Origin of the sequence: Pseudomonas moraviensis (genome assembly GCF_900105805.1) — a bacterium.
Lineage (GTDB): Bacteria > Pseudomonadota > Gammaproteobacteria > Pseudomonadales > Pseudomonadaceae > Aquipseudomonas > Aquipseudomonas moraviensis_A.
In genome coordinates this window covers 1059411-1074722 of record NZ_LT629788.1, presented here as the reverse complement: position 1 = coordinate 1074722, position 15312 = coordinate 1059411, and the positions used below count along the sequence as shown (strand labels likewise).

The following is a 15312-nucleotide window of genomic DNA, read 5'->3' as shown; positions in this document are numbered from 1 at the left end:
GAAACGCTGACATGGGTTGGCTCGGGCCCTATCCTTGCAGGCTTGTCCATTGAATCGAGTTGCAGCATGTCAGCGTTTTTGTCCGCCCGGGATGTGTGTCAGCGTCTGCGCGATGCCGCGCTGGGTGTGCTGGCGTTCGAAGTCTGCGAGGTGATTTCCGAATCCGGGCTGATTGCCGTGGATATCGAGGGCTGGCATTTGCTGCTGGATTTCACCGAGGGACACTTGCATCACTGTGAATCCGCTCGCGACTGCGCCGGGGATGAAGCGACGCTGGACACGTGGCAGCGTTATGGCACAGACCCGGTGAGTCTGCTCAGCACATGGGAACTGGCGCAAATCGAGCGTTTTCTGCGTGAGGCGAATCGCGACCAGGCCTAGTGCATCATCTCCAACCGTGGTGTTCGCTGATGTGGAGACCGACCTAATCCTTGTAGGAGTGAGCCTGCTCGCGATAGCGCTTTGTCAGTCACTGCTGTTGCGACTGATACACCGCTATCGCGAGCAGGCTCACTCCTACAGGGGGGGCGTGTGTATCAGAAGGTGATGTCGGCTGCGGGTTTGACGTCGATTCGCGCTACGGAGCTGGTGAGCTGGGCGAAGTCCTTGTTGTGTTGGGCAATGATGTCGTCGGCGCTCATGGTGCCGTTGTCGACTGTCGAATGCGCGTCTCCCGCAACCACGATGTCGTAGCCCAGCGTATGCGCGCTGCGCACTGTGGCGTTGACGCAGTAGTCGGTTTGCAGGCCGCAGATGATCAGCCGCTCGAAATCCTCGCTGGGCAGCAGCTTGCCGAGGTCGGTCTGATAGAAAGAATCCCCGGTGGTTTTGCGTACACGCAGGTCTTGCGGTGATGTCTCCAGCCCTTCGGCCAGTTGCCAACCTTCGGCTTGGTAAGCCAACGGGCTGTCCTTCTCCTCGTGTTGAATCAGCACTACCGGAACGCCGGCGTCCCGGGCGCGCTGGCTCAGGTCATTGATCGTGGCGATCACGCGGTCGATCTCAAAACACTGATACTCACCAGCACACAGCGCCTGCTGGACGTCGATGATCAGTAATGCGGTGGTCATGTCGAGCCTTCCTTGATCAGTCCTTGAAAATGGGGCGGACTTGAGCCCGCCCCTTTTTACTCCGCTCAGTAACCCAATGACAAGCCGGTATTGCGCCGTGGATCATTGGCGCCGTAAAAGCGGTTCTTGCCAACCGGTTTGCCATCCAGCGACGGCGCGCCAACCAGAATCGCGGCGATATGGTTGGGATCCTGCGGGCCGGCAAACTTGTGGCCCCAGCTTTCAAGGATCTTTCGCGTATCCGGGCTGGCTGCGAAGTCTTCGAGGTTGGTTTCTTCCGGCATCCACTGCTGATGGAAGCGCGGCGCGTCGACTGCTTCCTGCAGGCCCATGCCGTAGTCGATGACGTTGAGCATGGTCAGCAAGGTCGCAGTAATGATCCGGCTGCCGCCCGGCGTGCCAACCACCATGACCACTTTGCCGTCCTTGGTGACGATGGTCGGACTCATCGACGACAGGGGTGCCTTGCCCGGGGCAATGGCATTGGCTTCGCCCTGGACCAGCCCGTACATGTTCGGCACGCCGACCTTGGAGGTGAAGTCGTCCATTTCGTCGTTGAGGATCACCCCGGTCTTGCTCGCCATCACGCCCGCACCGAACCAGTCATTGAGGGTGTAAGTGACCGAGACAGCATTGCCCCACTTGTCGACGATCGAATAGTGCGTGGTATTGCTGCCTTCATGGGGCGCTACACCGGGCTTGAGTTCAGCCGATACGCCGGCCTTTTGCGGCTGGATGGCGTTGCGCAGTTTGGTCGCATAGTTCTTGTCCAGCAGGTGCTCGATCGGATTCTTCACGAAATCCGGATCGCCGAGGTAGCTGTTGCGATCGACGTACGCGTGGCGCATGGCTTCGATCTGGTAGTGCATGCCCTGAGCCGAATGGAAACCCAGATCCTTCATCGGATAGCCTTCGAGGATGTTCATGATCTGGCAGATCACCACCCCGCCGGAGCTTGGCGGCGGCGCCGAGACCACGTGGTAACCGCGATAATCACACTCCACCGGGGCCAGTTCGCGAGTCTTGTACTTGTCCAGATCAGCCTGGGTGATGATGCCCGTGTTGGCCTGGCTGGAGGTGACGATGGCATCGGCGACCCAGCCTTTGTAGAAGCCGTCGGCGCCCTTGTCGGAAATCGTCCGCAGGGTTTTCGCCAGATCCTTTTGCACCAGTTTCTGCCCGACCTGCATCGGCTCGCCGTTGCTGAGGAAAATCGAGCCGGAATCGCGCATGTCCTTCTTGAACACATCCGTCGCGTATTCGAGCAGTTCGACATCGCCCTGCTGCAGTTCAAAACCATCTTCGGCCAGCTTGATCGCCGGGGCGATCATCTCCTTGCGCTGTTTGGTCCCGTATTTGCTCAGGGCCAGCTCCATGCCCGACACCGTGCCCGGTACGCCCACCGCCAGGTGACCGCGAGTACTCAGGTCCGGAATGACGTTACCTTCCTTGTCCAAATACATGTTCGCTGTCGCTGCCAGCGGAGCTTTCTCACGGAAATCGAGAAAGGTCTTGCGCCCATCCGCCAGCTGAATGGTCATGAACCCGCCACCGCCAAGGTTGCCCGCAGCCGGGTAGACCACCGCCAGTGCATAGCCCATGGCCACGGCCGCATCCACGGCATTGCCGCCGTTTTTCAACACATCGACGCCAACGTGGGTCGCCAGATGTTGCGCGGTGACGACCATGCCGTTTTCCGCCGCAACCGGCGCCACCGATGCCGCATGAGCCATGAGACAGCTGAGCGCCAGGGAAGTCGCAATGAGCGATCTGGCCAAAGGTTCGTACTTCATGAGTCGATCTCTTTTTTGTTTTTGGGGACTGCGCGAAACGCAGGGCAACGCTTCAGGAGCAACAAGCAGTATGGTCGGCTTTGCGTATTGCGCCTCCCCGTTCAGCCAGTATGCTGACCGCGTTATCGCCCCCGCTCCGGAGTCGCCGTCATGCCTTATACGTTCATCACCCTGCCCTCGCCGGTCGGCGCATTGAAGCTGGTCGCGAACGGCAGTCGACTCGCGGCCATCCTCTGGGAAAACGACAAACCGAACCGGGTACGGCTTGGGCCGATGAGCGAAGCACCGGACAATCCGATCCTCATGCTGACCGCTCGGCAACTCGATGAATACTTTGCCGGCACACGAAATCGCTTCGATCTGGAGCTGGAATTTGTCGGCAGTGAATTCCAGAAAAAAGTCTGGGCGGCACTGCTGAGCATTCCCTTCGGCGAGACGCGCACCTACAGCCAGATTGCTGCGCAGATTGGCCATCCGGCAGCGGTTCGAGCGGTCGGCGCCGCCAACGGGCGCAATCCGATTTCCATTGTTGCGCCGTGTCATCGGGTGATCGGCGCTTCGGGGAAACTGACTGGCTTCGCCGGTGGGCTTGACGCTAAAGAGCGCTTGCTGACGCTTGAGGGTGGCCAGTGGGCGCAGATCGGTAAAACCGGCGATCTGTTTTAGCCATTCAAGAAAGATCAGAAGATCGCAGCCTTCGGCGGCTCCTACATGAAGATCCGTTGAAGGCTGCGATGTTCATCAAGCGAACAGCTTGTTCATCGCTGCGTACTGCAACAACATGATGGTCTTGGCATCGCAGATGTCGCCGCGCTGGAATGCCGCCAGCGCCTCATCGAACCCCCACTCGAGCACTTCCAGTTCTTCGGTTTCTTCTTCCAGGCCGCCACCGTCGCTGACTTTGGACGCCGCGTCGTATTCGGCGATAAAGAAGTGCAGCTTCTCGGTCACCGAGCCGGGGCTCATATACGCCTCGAACACCTTCTTCACTTCATGCACTCGGTATCCGGTTTCCTCCTCGGCTTCGTCACGAATGCGTTGCTCGGGCGCGGCACCTTCGAGCAAACCCGCCGCCACCTCGATCAGCAAACCGTCATGGCCATTGACGAACACCGGCAAGCGGAACTGGCGGGTCAATACCACCGTGCGCTTTTCGCGGTTGAACAGCAGAATCGCCGCGCCGTTGCCCCGGTCGTAAACCTCGCGAGTCTGACGTTGCCACTCACCGTTGTTGCGGTGGTAATCGAAGGTGATTTTCTTCAGCAGATACCAGTCGTGGGACAACACTTGAGTGTCGACGATGTTGACCCGTTCGGCTGTGTTGGACATCGCGTCTGATCCTGTCTTCATGTGTGAACTGCCATGGTCGGACAAATGCGCCGACAACAAAAGCCCGGCAGCGCTACCGGGCTCGCTCAGCGTCCGCTGTTACTGGAAGTCGACGTCGAAGGCCTGATAGAAGGCGTTGCCGGTGTTGGCGACGATCCACATCAGCACAATGACGTGATGGCCCCTCTTGTGCGCCGGCAGCTTCACTTCATGATCGACCTTCGCCTTCAACTCACCGGCATGACTGTAATAAGGCACCTGCGGGTAGAAGTCTTCGAAGAAAGGCTGTGCTTCCAGTTGTGCACGCGTGATCCGTTGCTGAGGATCCCAGCCTTCCCGGGTGATCAACCAGCGATAACCACGGGTGGTGTGCGGCGCGGTGTAGGTCCAACTGACCTTGAGGATCTGGCCCGGATCGACATTGAGCAGCGGCCAGTTGAAGGAACGACCGAGCTTCTTGCTCATTTCGTCACTGGTGTAGTTCACACAATCGCGGGCATCGGTCTTGCCGCCGCTGAGAATGTAGCCGTCGGCTGGCGGCGCGACGCTGGCAGAGTCGGTTTCGAAAGGCGAAGGACACGGTCCGGCCTCAATCGCCGGGAAGTTCTTGCCGCCTTCCATTTCATTGACCTGCCAGCCGCCGAGCAAGCCAAGGTCAATGGCGACAGCACCGCGACTGGCGGGTGAGATGACGCGACCGTGCTTCAGTTCGGTTTGTGGAATTGCCTGATTCATTTTTTTCACTCCGTTGATTTGAGAACTCTCCTTCCCGAGGAGAGGCCTTCAAGCTAACGGAGACGGTTTTTTTGTCCATTGGCGCTTTTGTCGCAGCGTGATCATGCAAAACCCAAAAAATCCGCAAACACTGGATGGATAACCAGTGATCGACGACGCATCGCACTCAACGTGTGGCTGAACGCCTACACGCTGAGTTGACGAAATCGCCCTTGGGCGATTCAAGACAGTTGCGCCTGGTACTCCTTTTCGTACTGTCCGGCGAGTTGCGTTTTCTGTTTATCGTCGAGCAGCTTGCCGGCCATCTGGAAGAATTTGTGCTCTTCTTCCTCAAGGTGGTGATGGACCTTGTCGGAAAGCTTCTTCGCCGTGGCCAGCCACGCTGGGCTGGACATCTCGGTCTCGTCGAGTTCTTCCATCATCTCGTCCATTTCATGGTGCTCGGAGATGGCGTGGCGGCTCAGATCAACGCCTTCGTCGATTGCCATCAGCGGGATGTAGAAGTGCCGCTCTTCGGCGGTTTCATGGGCTTGCAGTTCTGCTTTGAGCTGTTTGTAGGCCTCGACCCGCTCAGGGCTGTCGCCGCTTGTCGCGATCAGCGCCTTGGCGTAAGCGCGCTGGCGCTCGTGGCTTTCGCGCAGGGCTTCAAAAATATTCACGGGATTTCCTCATCAATCGCGCTCAGGGAAAGGCGCGATGAAGCCTAGACCGCAGCGCTCGTTTGACGGTTCCGCTGGTTTGATCGAAGGGCTTGGAGGCGCCTGCATGGACGCGTTAGGCTGGACGCTCCATTACACAAGGAAGTCATGCATGAATTTGCGTATCGAGTTGACGCAGAATCCTACCGAGGAACAGCGCCAGGCCATTCTTCAACCATTGATTGAATACAACGACGCGAAAACCGGCATATCGAAAACAGAGCCGTTCGCCTTGATGGTCAAAGATGAGCATGGCGCGATACTGGGCGGCTTATACGGACGAGTGACTTTGCGCTGGATGTTCATCGATCTCCTGTCAGTACCGGAACAAGGGCGAGGACAGGGGATTGGCTCCCAATTGATGGCTCAGGCGCAAGCATTGGCCGAAGAGCAGAATTGCTACGGAATCTGGCTCGACACCTTCGACTTTCAGGCGCCGGAGTTTTACCAGAAACTGGGCTTCAGCCAGTTCGGTGAGATCGTTGACTATCCACCGGGACACAAGCGGCATTTCTTTCAGAAGCGCCTGATTGACTGATTGCGCCGTCGTCTTCGCGAGCACGCTCGCTCCCACATTGGAATGCATTTCAACTTGTGGGAGCGAGCCTGCTCGCGAAAGCGCCAGTCGCCTCGACACCCAATCAGAGGCAGGTCGCCATCGCCGCCATCCGCCGCATCGCGACAAAATCATCCTGCTGCGCGTAGTAGTTGAGGGTCGTACCGGAGGCTTCGGTGATCACATCGACGAACGACTCCGCCGAGCGGGTGTAGACCGTCGTGCCGCCGGACTTGCGCGGTTCCAGATAGGCCGCCGCGTCGACGCCGAATACCGCTTCGTCCTGCCAGGCGAATTGCACGCACTGGGCGACGTCTTTCTCCGGCTTGTCCGAGGTCAGGACCTTGTCAGGGCTCTTGGTACGAGCGTCGTTCATCACCGAACCGGCGCACCCGGCCAACAGGGCCGCCGCCAGCGCTACCATCAGCATTCGCATTGCATTCGCTCATCGAGAAAAAAGCGGACTGTAGCACTGCAAGGCGGCAAATCGTTCTGCTTTACTGTTTTTAGGCGCGACATGCGCGAGCAACTGCGCCACCCTACGTCTTCAGCCACACAAGGAAATTACATGGCGCCTAGCGACCAGCGACATGAACACGCTCTGAAATTGTTTCTCGAAGCACGACCCGAACTGCGTGAAACCCTCGACCATCTCAACCCGCTGCTGGCTCAGGCGAAGGGCGAAACCCAGGCGCAGTATCGCGAAGAACGCCTGCATGAGGCGTTTGAAGAAGAGGCGGAAAGACAGGGGTTGTTCGCCTGGGAACTGACGTTGCAGTTGACCGCTGCTTCCCCGGAGGACTATCAGGCACAACGGCTCGAGGTGCATCGCGAGGTGGCGGAAATGGCGGGGTTGGACTGGATCGAGTATTGCGATCTTTACGGCATTACCCCGTAGCTTTCCTGTAGGAGTGAGCCTGCTCGCGATAGCGGTGTGTCAGCGAACGTTTTGTGGATGACACACCGCTATCGCGAGCAGGCTCACTCCTACAAGGGCATCGCGTAAAACTGAGGTTTCGCGGCTGCTGCAATAAAGCTTTATCATGGCCGCAGTTTCGCTGATCGAGTCCATCATGAAGTTCGCCATTGCGCTGTTTTCCGCCGCCCATGCGCCCTCCTCGCGCCGTGCCCTGCTGTTTGCCCAGGCCGCGCTGGCCGGCGGGCACGAGATTGTCCGGCTGTTTTTCTATCAGGACGGCGTGTTCAACGCCTCCGATGCAGTAGTGACGCCACAGGATGAACTGGACTTGCCCAAGCAATGGCGCGCCTTCATCAACGATAAGCAACTCGATGGCGTGGTTTGCATCGCCGCCGCGCTACGCCGTGGTGTATTGAACGAAGAAGAAGCCAAGCGTTACCAGCGTGATGCGATTTCGCTCAGCGCGCCGTGGGAATTGTCCGGTCTTGGTCAGTTGCACGACGCCGTGCAGGACGCTGACCGTCTCGTCTGTTTCGGAGGCGCTTGAACATGGCCAAATCGCTGTTGATCATCAGTCGCCAATCGCCCTGGTCCGGCCCCGGCGCGCGGGAAGCGCTGGACATAGTGCTCGCCGGGGGCGCCTTCGATTTGCCGATCGGCCTGCTGTTTCTCGATGACGGCGTGCTGCAACTGGCCGCCGGGCAGAACGCCAAGGCCCTGCAGCAGAAAGACCTCAGCGCCAACCTGCAGGCGTTGCCGATGTTTGGTGTCGAGGAGCTGTTCTATTGCGCAGAAAGCGCCCACGCCCGCGGTCTTGGCCAACTGTCGCTGGACGAAGCGCAGCCGCTTGCCACCGATCAAATCACCGCCCTTATTGACCGTTACGACCAGGTGATCACCCTCTGATGTCGACTTTGCATGTGTTGTCTCATTCCCCGTTCGGCGACGACCGCCTGACCAGTTGCCTGCGCCTGCTCGGCAGCGCCGATGCGGTTTTGTTGGCCGGTGATGCGGTGTATGCCCTGCAACCGGACACTGTGCCGTTCTCTGCCCTGCAAGCACGGCCAGTCAATCTGTTTGTATTGGTTGAAGACGCTCAGGCCCGTGCGATCGAGGTTCCTGATTGGGCTGAGGCCATCGATTATCCGGCCTTCGTCGAGCTGTCGGTCCGTCACGCCAAGGTCAACAGCTGGCTATGAATTCGATGACCGTCGGCGCCCGCGCCATCGAACTGGACAAAGACGGCTTTCTCGTCGACCTCAGCGACTGGTCGGCCGAAGTCGCCAGCGCCCTTGCCGCCGCCGAGGACATCGAGTTGACCCCCGAACACTGGGAAGTCCTCGAACTGCTGCGCAGCTTCTACGCCGAGTTCCAGCTGTCCCCGGCCACGCGGCCGCTGATCAAGTACACCGCGTTGAAGCTTGGCGCGGACAAAGGCAACAGTCTGCACTTGAATCGACTGTTCAAAGGCACCCCTGCCAAACTCGCCGCGAAGCTGGCGGGCCTGCCCAAACCGACGAATTGCCTATGACCGACTTTCCAGCATTGACCCTCGAAACGCCTGCCGAACATCCGTTCGCGCAATTCGTGCGTATTCTCGGCAAAGGCAAACGCGGCGCCCGCGACCTGACGCGTGAGGAAGCCCGCGAGGCGATGGGCATGGTGCTTGACGATCAGGTTGAAGATACGCAACTCGGCGCCTTCCTGATGTTGCTGCGGCACAAGGAAGAAAGCGCCGAGGAAATGGCCGGCTTCACCGAGGCTCTGCGCGAACGCTTGCAGGCCCCGGCAATGAATGTCGATCTGGACTGGCCGACCTACGCCGGCAAAAAACGCCATCTGCCGTGGTACCTGCTGGCAGCCAAATGTCTCGCACAGAATGGCGTGCGCATCTTCATGCATGGCGGCGGTGCGCACACGGCCGGGCGTCTGTACAGCGAACAACTGCTGGGCGAACTGAACATTCCCCTGTGCCGCAACTGGCAGCAGGTCGGAACGGCACTGGACAGCGACGGCCTGGCCTTTATGCCGCTGGTGGACTGGGCGCCGCAGTTGCAGAAGATGATCGACCTGCGCAACACCCTCGGCCTGCGTTCACCGATCCACTCGCTGGCGCGGATTCTCAATCCGCTGGGCGCGCGTTGTGGCCTGCAAAGCATTTTCCATCCGGGCTACCAGGCGGTGCACCGCGATGCCAGCGGTTTGCTTGGCGATACGGCGATCGTGGTCAAGGGCGACGGCGGTGAAATCGAGATCAACCCCGACGCGACCAGCCATCTCTACGGCACTACCGGCGGTCAGAGCTGGGACGAAGAATGGCCACAGTTGTCAGCGCAACGCCACGTCAAACCCGCCTCGCTGGACATCGAACACTTGAAAGCCGTGTGGCGTGGCGACGTGGTCGACAGTTACCCGCAAATGGCCTTGATTGCGACCATGGCCCTCGCCCTGCGCGGCCTTGGTCAAAATCGTGAACAGGCGTTCATCACCGCCGAGCAATATTGGGCAGCACGCAACACATCGATCTAACCGATCATTAGCGCCCGATCTTTGCGCTTTTTGTTCGAACTCATCGGAATAGACTCGACTCCAACGCATATTGGTTTTGGGAGTCTTGATCATGGGTTTACTCGTCGACGGCCACTGGCAGGACAAGTGGTACGAAAGCAGCAAGGACGGCGCATTCCAGCGCGAGCAAGCGCAGCGACGCAACTGGGTAACCAGCGACGGCCAGCCCGGCCCCAGCGGCGAAGGCGGTTTCGCGGCCGAAGCCGGGCGCTACCACCTCTACGTTTCCCTTGCCTGCCCTTGGGCGCATCGCACGCTGATCCTGCGCAAACTCAAAGGGCTGGAAAGTATGATCGACGTTTCGGTCGTCAGCTGGCTGATGCTGGAAAACGGCTGGACCTTTGACACGACGCTCGGCTCGACCGGTGACAAGCTTGACGGCTTCGAATTCATGCATCAGCGCTATACCGCTGACACGCCTGACTACACCGGGCGTGTGACGGTGCCAGTGCTGTGGGACAAGAAACTCAAGCGCATCGTCAGCAATGAATCAGCGGAAATCATCCGCATGTTCAACAGCGCGTTCGACGATCTCACCGGCAACGATCTGGACTTTTACCCAGAGCCGCTACGCAACGAGATCGATGCACTGAACGAACGGATCTATCCAGCGGTGAACAACGGTGTCTACCGCGCCGGTTTTGCCACGTCGCAGCAGGCCTACGAACAGGCATTCGATGAAGTATTTGCCGAGCTGGATCATCTTGAGCAACTGCTGGGTGCCAATCGCTACCTGAGCGGGGAATACCTGACCGAAGCCGATGTGCGTCTGTTCACCACGATGATTCGCTTTGACGCGGTGTATCACGGCCACTTCAAGTGCAACCTGCGGCGGATTGCCGATTACCCGAACCTGTCGAACTGGCTGCGTGAGATGTATCAGTGGCCGGGGATTGCCGATACAGTGGATTTTCAGCACATCAAGCATCACTACTACGGCAGTCACAAGACGATTAACCCGACGGGCGTTGTACCGAAGGGGCCGGAGCAGGATTTCAGCATGGCGCATGATCGGGCGCGGTTGATTGGGAAAGGGGTTTGGCGCAGGGGCTAACCACAAAAGCAAAAGATCGCAGCCTTCGGCAGCGCCTACATGAGAATGCGTTCCCTGTAGGAGCTGCCGAAGGCTGCGATCTTTTTGCTTTGACTCAGATTTGCGCCTGCGCCCCTTCGAACCACGCCAGTTTCTCGCGCAGTTGCACCACTTCACCGACGATTACCAATGTCGGCGCATGCACTTCATGCTCCGCCACCAATCGCGGCAAGTCGGCCAGCGTGCCGGTAAAGACCCGCTGATTGATCGTGGTGCCCTGCTGAATCAACGCCGCCGGAGTTTCAGCTGCGCGGCCGTGTCTGATCAACTGCTCGCAGATGACCGGCAACCCCACCAGGCCCATGTAGAACACCAGCGTCTGCGCCGGGGCCACCAGGTCAGCCCATGGCAGATCGGTGGAACCATCCTTCAAGTGCCCAGTGACAAACCGCACGGACTGCGCGTGGTCGCGATGGGTCAGCGGAATCCCCGCGTAGGCCGCGCAACCGCTGGCCGCCGTGATCCCGGGTACCACCTGGAACGGGATGCCGTGAGCGGCGAGTTCTTCAATCTCCTCACCACCGCGGCCGAAGATAAACGGATCGCCGCCCTTCAACCGCACCACGCGCTTGCCGGCCTTGGCCAAATCGACCAGTTGCTGGTTGATCTGGTCCTGCGGCACCGCATGTTCGGAACGACGCTTGCCGACATACACCCGCTCGGCATCGCGACGGCACAATTCCAGAATCGCCGGTGCCACCAGACGATCGTAGAGCACCACGTCGGCTTGCTGCATCAGACGCAGTGCGCGAAAGGTCAACAGATCCGGATCACCCGGGCCGGCACCGACCAGATAAACCTCACCAGTGGTGACCATAGGCTCGCCATCCACCTTCGCCTGCAACAGACGCTCGGCTTCAGCGCCCTGCCCGGCCAGTTGCCGATCGGCGATCGGGCCCTGAAACACGTCTTCCCAGAAGCCACGACGCTGCTGCACATCCGGAAACAGGTTTTTCACCTGATGGCGGAAACGTGCAGCCAGCCCAGCCAACTGACCGTAAGTGGAGGGAATCCAGGTTTCAATCTTGGCGCGGATCAGACGCGCCAGTACCGGCGCATCGCCGCCGCTGGAGACGGCGATGATCAACGGCGAGCGATCGACGATCGCCGGGAAGATCACGCTGCACAGGGCAGGCGCATCGACCACGTTGACCGGCACGCAACGCCGATGCGCATCGGTAGAGACTTGCGCATTCAGCGTTTCGTCGTCGGTGGCGGCAATGATCAGCCCGCAACCGTCCAGATCCGTCTCGACGTAGCCGCGCAACAGGCATTCACCGCCGCTGCCAGCGACCAGTTCGGCCAGTTGCGTTTCGATTTCAGGTGCGACCACCCGCAGCAGCGCACCGGCATCGGCCAGCAGGCGGGATTTGCGCAAGGCAATTTCCCCCCCACCGACGACCAACACACGACTGCCGCGCAGGTTGTGAAACAGCGGCAGATATTTCATTTAGCCGATGACCTCAAGGCCACCCATGTACGGCTTGAGCACGTCCGGCACACGGATGGAACCGTCGGCCTGCTGATAGTTTTCCAGCACGGCAACCAGGGTACGACCGACCGCCAGCCCGGAACCGTTCAAGGTGTGCACCAGCTCAGGCTTGCCGGTTTCCGGGTTACGGAAACGCGCCTGCATGCGACGCGCCTGGAAGTCGCCGCAGTTCGAGCACGAAGAGATTTCGCGGTATTTGTCCTGGCTCGGGATCCACACTTCCAGATCGTAGGTCTTGACCGCGCTGAAACCCATGTCGCCGGTGCACAGTGCCAGGGTGCGGTAAGGCAGGCCGAGCAGTTGCAAGACTTTTTCGGCGTTGGCGGTCAGGCCTTCCAGCGCCTCCATCGATTGCGACGGCTCAACGATCTGGACCATCTCGACCTTGTCGAACTGGTGCTGGCGAATCATCCCGCGAGTGTCGCGACCCGACGCGCCGGCTTCGCTACGGAAGCACGGGGTATGGGCGACGAACTTGATCGGCAGCGACTTCGAATCGACGATTTCGCCGGCAACGATGTTGGTCAGCGATACCTCGGCAGTCGGGATCAGGTACAGATCCGCTTCGCCTTCGCGGGCGATCTTGAACAGGTCTTCTTCGAACTTCGGCAGTTGACCGGTGCCTTGCAGTGCCGGTGCCTGGACCAGATAAGGCGTGTACGCCTCTTCGTAGCCATGCTCGTTGACGTGCAGGTTGATCATGAACTGTGCCAGCGCGCGATGCAGACGCGCGATCGGGCCACGCAACAAGGCGAAACGAGCGCCAGACAGCTTGGCAGCGGTTTCGAAGTCCAGCCAGCCGAACTTTTCGCCGAGAGCGACGTGATCTTTCACTTCAAAATCGAATTGGGTTGGCGTGCCCCAGCGGCGCACTTCGACGTTGTCGTCTTCGTCCTTGCCGACCGGCACCGACTCGTGCGGCAGGTTCGGGATACCGAGCAGGATCGAATCGAGTTCGGTCTGGATCGCGTCCAGCTCGACCTTGCCAGCGCTCAGTTCGCCCGCCATGCGCTCGACGTCCGCCATCAGCGGCGCGATGTCTTCGCCACGCTGCTTGGCCTGCCCGATGGATTTGGAACGCGCGTTACGCTCAGCCTGCAGTGCTTCGGTGCGGGTCTGGACGGTCTTGCGCTGTTCTTCCAGCGCTTCGATGCGCGCGGTGTCCAGGGCAAAGCCACGGGAAGCCAGGCGGTCCGCTACGTCCTGAAGGTTGCTACGTAACAGTTTGGAATCGAGCATGTCGGTTTCTCGTTATCAAAGTTTGGTCAGGGACAGGCCAGCCCATGTTGCGAGCAGCCCGCCGAATACGCTCAGTGCCGCATAGCCGAGGGCCAGCAACACTTGCCCGCTTTCCAGCAGGCGCACCGTATCCAGTGAAAAGGATGAAAAAGTCGTCAGCCCCCCGAGGAAGCCGACCATCAACCCGGCACGCACCTCGATCGGCACTTCCGGGCGTATCAAAAACAGGCCATACAACACGCCAATCAACAGGCAGCCCACGATATTAACGGCCAGCGTCGCGGTATAGAAGTGCCGCGGCCAATTGGCGCTGACCCAATTGCCGGTGGCGAAGCGCAACAATGTGCCAGCGACGCCGCCGACCGACACTGCGATGATCAATTGGACCACTACTTTCTCCGCTGCCGAGGGCTCAGACGATCGAGTTGAGCGAGGTGATTGAGCTTCTCGCCGATCTTCAACTCCAGGCCACGGGGCACTGGCTGATAGAACGGAATCGGCTCGAGTTCTTCCGGAAAATAGTCTTCGCCGGCGGCATAAGCGTCCGGCTCATCGTGGGCATAGCGGTACTCGTCGCCATAACCCAACTGCTTCATCAGCTTGGTTGGAGCATTGCGCAGGTGCAGCGGCACTTCCAGGGAGCCGTTTTCGGCCGCTGCGCGCAGGGCGGTCTTGAAACCCATGTACACCGCATTGCTTTTCGGTGCGCAGGCCAGATAGGTGATGGCCTGGGCCACTGCCAATTCGCCTTCCGGGCTGCCAAGACGCTCCTGCACCTCCCATGCCGCCAGGCACAGGCTCAGCGCACGCGGGTCGGCATTGCCAATGTCTTCGCTGGCCATGCGCACCACGCGCCGCGCCAGATACAGCGGATCGCAACCGCCGTCGATCATCCGCGCAAACCAGTACAGCGCGCCGTCGGGATTGGAGCCGCGCACTGATTTGTGCAGCGCCGATATCTGGTCGTAAAACGCTTCGCCACCCTTGTCGAAACGCCGACGGGTGTCGCCGAGCAGGCTTTGCAGCAACTCGGTGCCGATCTCGCTGTTGTCTTCGGCCAGATCGGAGGCGTTCTCCAGCAGATTGAGCAGACGCCGGCCATCGCCATCGGCGGCGGACAGCAGCATCTGAAAACCTTCATCGCTCAGCGTCAGGTTGCGCTTGCCCAACCCGCGCTCTTCGGTCAGTGCGCGGTGCACCAGCTTGCGCAACGCCGCTTCGTCGAGGCTTTTCAACACATAGACCCGGGCACGCGACAACAATGCGTTGTTCAGTTCGAAAGAAGGGTTTTCGGTGGTGGCGCCGATGAAGATCAGCGTGCCGTCTTCAACGTACGGCAGAAAGGCGTCCTGCTGCGACTTGTTGAAGCGGTGCACTTCGTCGACAAACAGGATCGTGCGCTTGCCGTACTGGCCGGCCTGCTGCTTGGCGATCTCAACCGCCTGACGGATCTCCTTGACCCCGGCGAGTACCGCCGAGACGGTTTCAAAGTGCGCATCGGAGACTTCCGCGAGCAACCGCGCCAGGGTGGTCTTACCCACGCCCGGTGGGCCCCAGAAGATCATCGAATGCAGCGCGCCCTGCTCCAGCGCCTCACGCAGAGGCTTGCCGCGAGCGAGCACGTGTTCCTGACCGACGTACTCATCCAGATTGGCCGCACGCAGACGCGCGGCCAAGGGTTGGGCAATCGGTGCACTGCGAAACAGATCCATCACGTAGCGTTGAAACCTCTGATTTTTTAAACCTGTGGCGAGAGAGCTTGCTCCCGTCGGGGCGCGAAGCAGCCCCGCTCTTCATTCAGAAGCGGGGCCTGCTGCGCA

20 protein-coding genes are annotated in these 15312 nt (G+C 59.8%); 10 read left to right on the top strand and 10 right to left on the bottom strand.

All coding sequences use genetic code 11. The features are described 5' to 3' along the window. Positions 1–66: 66 nt before the first annotated feature. Positions 67–381 carry a DUF7693 family protein gene (locus BLU71_RS05165; RefSeq protein WP_083352460.1) on the top strand — a complete coding sequence of 105 codons (315 nt, stop codon included), beginning with the start codon at positions 67–69 and terminating at the stop codon, positions 379–381. Positions 382–536: 155 nt separating this feature from the next. Here BLU71_RS05165 and BLU71_RS05160 read toward each other — a convergent pair whose 3' ends face one another. Both BLU71_RS05160 and ggt read right to left on the bottom strand, forming a co-directional pair. Next, entirely contained in the window at positions 537–1070 is a 534-nt protein-coding gene (locus BLU71_RS05160; protein ID WP_042609240.1) for a cysteine hydrolase family protein, read from the bottom strand. 65 nt (positions 1071–1135) lie between these two features. Then, positions 1136–2863, bottom strand: a complete 1728-nt coding sequence (gene ggt, locus BLU71_RS05155; protein ID WP_083352459.1) for a gamma-glutamyltransferase — start codon at positions 2861–2863, stop codon at positions 1136–1138. A gap of 150 nt (positions 2864–3013) precedes the next feature. Here ggt and BLU71_RS05150 point away from each other — a divergent pair, with 150 nt between their 5' ends. Then, entirely contained in the window at positions 3014–3529 is a 516-nt protein-coding gene (locus BLU71_RS05150) for a methylated-DNA--[protein]-cysteine S-methyltransferase (RefSeq protein ID WP_083352458.1), read from the top strand. Between the two features lie 75 nt (positions 3530–3604). On the opposite strand, the gene BLU71_RS05145 is transcribed toward BLU71_RS05150, so the two are convergent. The 3 genes from BLU71_RS05145 to BLU71_RS05135 all read right to left on the bottom strand — a co-directional run bounded on the left by BLU71_RS05145 (position 3605) and on the right by BLU71_RS05135 (position 5586). After that, positions 3605–4192 carry an NUDIX domain-containing protein gene (locus tag BLU71_RS05145; RefSeq protein ID WP_065616036.1) on the bottom strand — a complete coding sequence of 196 codons (588 nt, stop codon included), beginning with the start codon at positions 4190–4192 and terminating at the stop codon, positions 3605–3607. A 99-nt stretch (positions 4193–4291) separates the two neighbouring features. Continuing rightward, positions 4292–4927, bottom strand: a complete 636-nt coding sequence (locus BLU71_RS05140; protein WP_083352457.1) for a lytic polysaccharide monooxygenase auxiliary activity family 9 protein — start codon at positions 4925–4927, stop codon at positions 4292–4294. Between the two features lie 221 nt (positions 4928–5148). Next, positions 5149–5586 (bottom strand): hemerythrin domain-containing protein, encoded by a 438-nt coding sequence (locus tag BLU71_RS05135; RefSeq protein ID WP_083352456.1) that lies wholly within the window; start codon positions 5584–5586, stop codon positions 5149–5151. Between the two features lie 151 nt (positions 5587–5737). Here BLU71_RS05135 and BLU71_RS05130 point away from each other — a divergent pair, with 151 nt between their 5' ends. Then, entirely contained in the window at positions 5738–6163 is a 426-nt protein-coding gene (locus BLU71_RS05130; RefSeq protein ID WP_083352455.1) for a GNAT family N-acetyltransferase, read from the top strand. Between the two features lie 103 nt (positions 6164–6266). On the opposite strand, the gene BLU71_RS05125 is transcribed toward BLU71_RS05130, so the two are convergent. Then, a complete protein-coding gene (locus BLU71_RS05125) occupies positions 6267–6617 on the bottom strand; it encodes a hypothetical protein (protein WP_042609233.1) in 351 nt (116 codons plus the stop codon). 132 nt (positions 6618–6749) lie between these two features. Here BLU71_RS05125 and BLU71_RS05120 point away from each other — a divergent pair, with 132 nt between their 5' ends. The 7 genes from BLU71_RS05120 to BLU71_RS05090 all read left to right on the top strand — a co-directional run bounded on the left by BLU71_RS05120 (position 6750) and on the right by BLU71_RS05090 (position 10722). Beyond that, positions 6750–7079 (top strand): DUF6388 family protein, encoded by a 330-nt coding sequence (locus BLU71_RS05120; RefSeq protein WP_042609232.1) that lies wholly within the window; start codon positions 6750–6752, stop codon positions 7077–7079. Between the two features lie 175 nt (positions 7080–7254). Beyond that, on the top strand, positions 7255–7647 hold the full coding sequence (gene tusD, locus BLU71_RS05115) for a sulfurtransferase complex subunit TusD (protein WP_083354301.1): 393 nt from the start codon (positions 7255–7257) through the stop codon (positions 7645–7647). 2 nt (positions 7648–7649) lie between these two features. Beyond that, positions 7650–8006 (top strand): sulfurtransferase complex subunit TusC, encoded by a 357-nt coding sequence (tusC, locus tag BLU71_RS05110; RefSeq protein WP_042609231.1) that lies wholly within the window; start codon positions 7650–7652, stop codon positions 8004–8006. After that, positions 8006–8299, top strand: coding sequence for a sulfurtransferase complex subunit TusB (gene tusB / locus BLU71_RS05105; protein ID WP_042609230.1), 294 nt, complete (start codon positions 8006–8008; stop codon positions 8297–8299). Before tusC ends, tusB begins: the two co-directional genes overlap by 1 nt. Next, a complete protein-coding gene (locus tag BLU71_RS05100) occupies positions 8296–8631 on the top strand; it encodes a TusE/DsrC/DsvC family sulfur relay protein (protein WP_016770652.1) in 336 nt (111 codons plus the stop codon). Before tusB ends, BLU71_RS05100 begins: the two co-directional genes overlap by 4 nt. Then, entirely contained in the window at positions 8628–9629 is a 1002-nt protein-coding gene (locus tag BLU71_RS05095; protein ID WP_083352454.1) for a glycosyl transferase family protein, read from the top strand. Before BLU71_RS05100 ends, BLU71_RS05095 begins: the two co-directional genes overlap by 4 nt. Before the next feature lie 91 nt (positions 9630–9720). Then, positions 9721–10722, top strand: coding sequence for a glutathione S-transferase family protein (locus tag BLU71_RS05090; RefSeq protein ID WP_083352453.1), 1002 nt, complete (start codon positions 9721–9723; stop codon positions 10720–10722). Between the two features lie 94 nt (positions 10723–10816). Here BLU71_RS05090 and cysG read toward each other — a convergent pair whose 3' ends face one another. From cysG to BLU71_RS05070, 4 genes are read right to left on the bottom strand one after another with little or no spacing between them, the layout of a single operon-like run. Continuing rightward, positions 10817–12211 carry a siroheme synthase CysG gene (gene cysG / locus BLU71_RS05085; protein ID WP_064363630.1) on the bottom strand — a complete coding sequence of 465 codons (1395 nt, stop codon included), beginning with the start codon at positions 12209–12211 and terminating at the stop codon, positions 10817–10819. After that, a complete protein-coding gene (gene serS, locus BLU71_RS05080) occupies positions 12212–13492 on the bottom strand; it encodes a serine--tRNA ligase (RefSeq protein ID WP_065616030.1) in 1281 nt (426 codons plus the stop codon). It lies immediately after the preceding gene. Positions 13493–13507: 15 nt separating this feature from the next. Then, on the bottom strand, positions 13508–13882 hold the full coding sequence (crcB, locus tag BLU71_RS05075) for a fluoride efflux transporter CrcB (RefSeq protein WP_083352452.1): 375 nt from the start codon (positions 13880–13882) through the stop codon (positions 13508–13510). Next, complete coding sequence (locus BLU71_RS05070; protein ID WP_042609225.1) at positions 13882–15204, bottom strand: replication-associated recombination protein A; 1323 nt, start codon at positions 15202–15204, stop codon at positions 13882–13884. Before BLU71_RS05070 ends, crcB begins: the two co-directional genes overlap by 1 nt. Between the last annotated feature and the right edge of the window lie 108 nt (positions 15205–15312).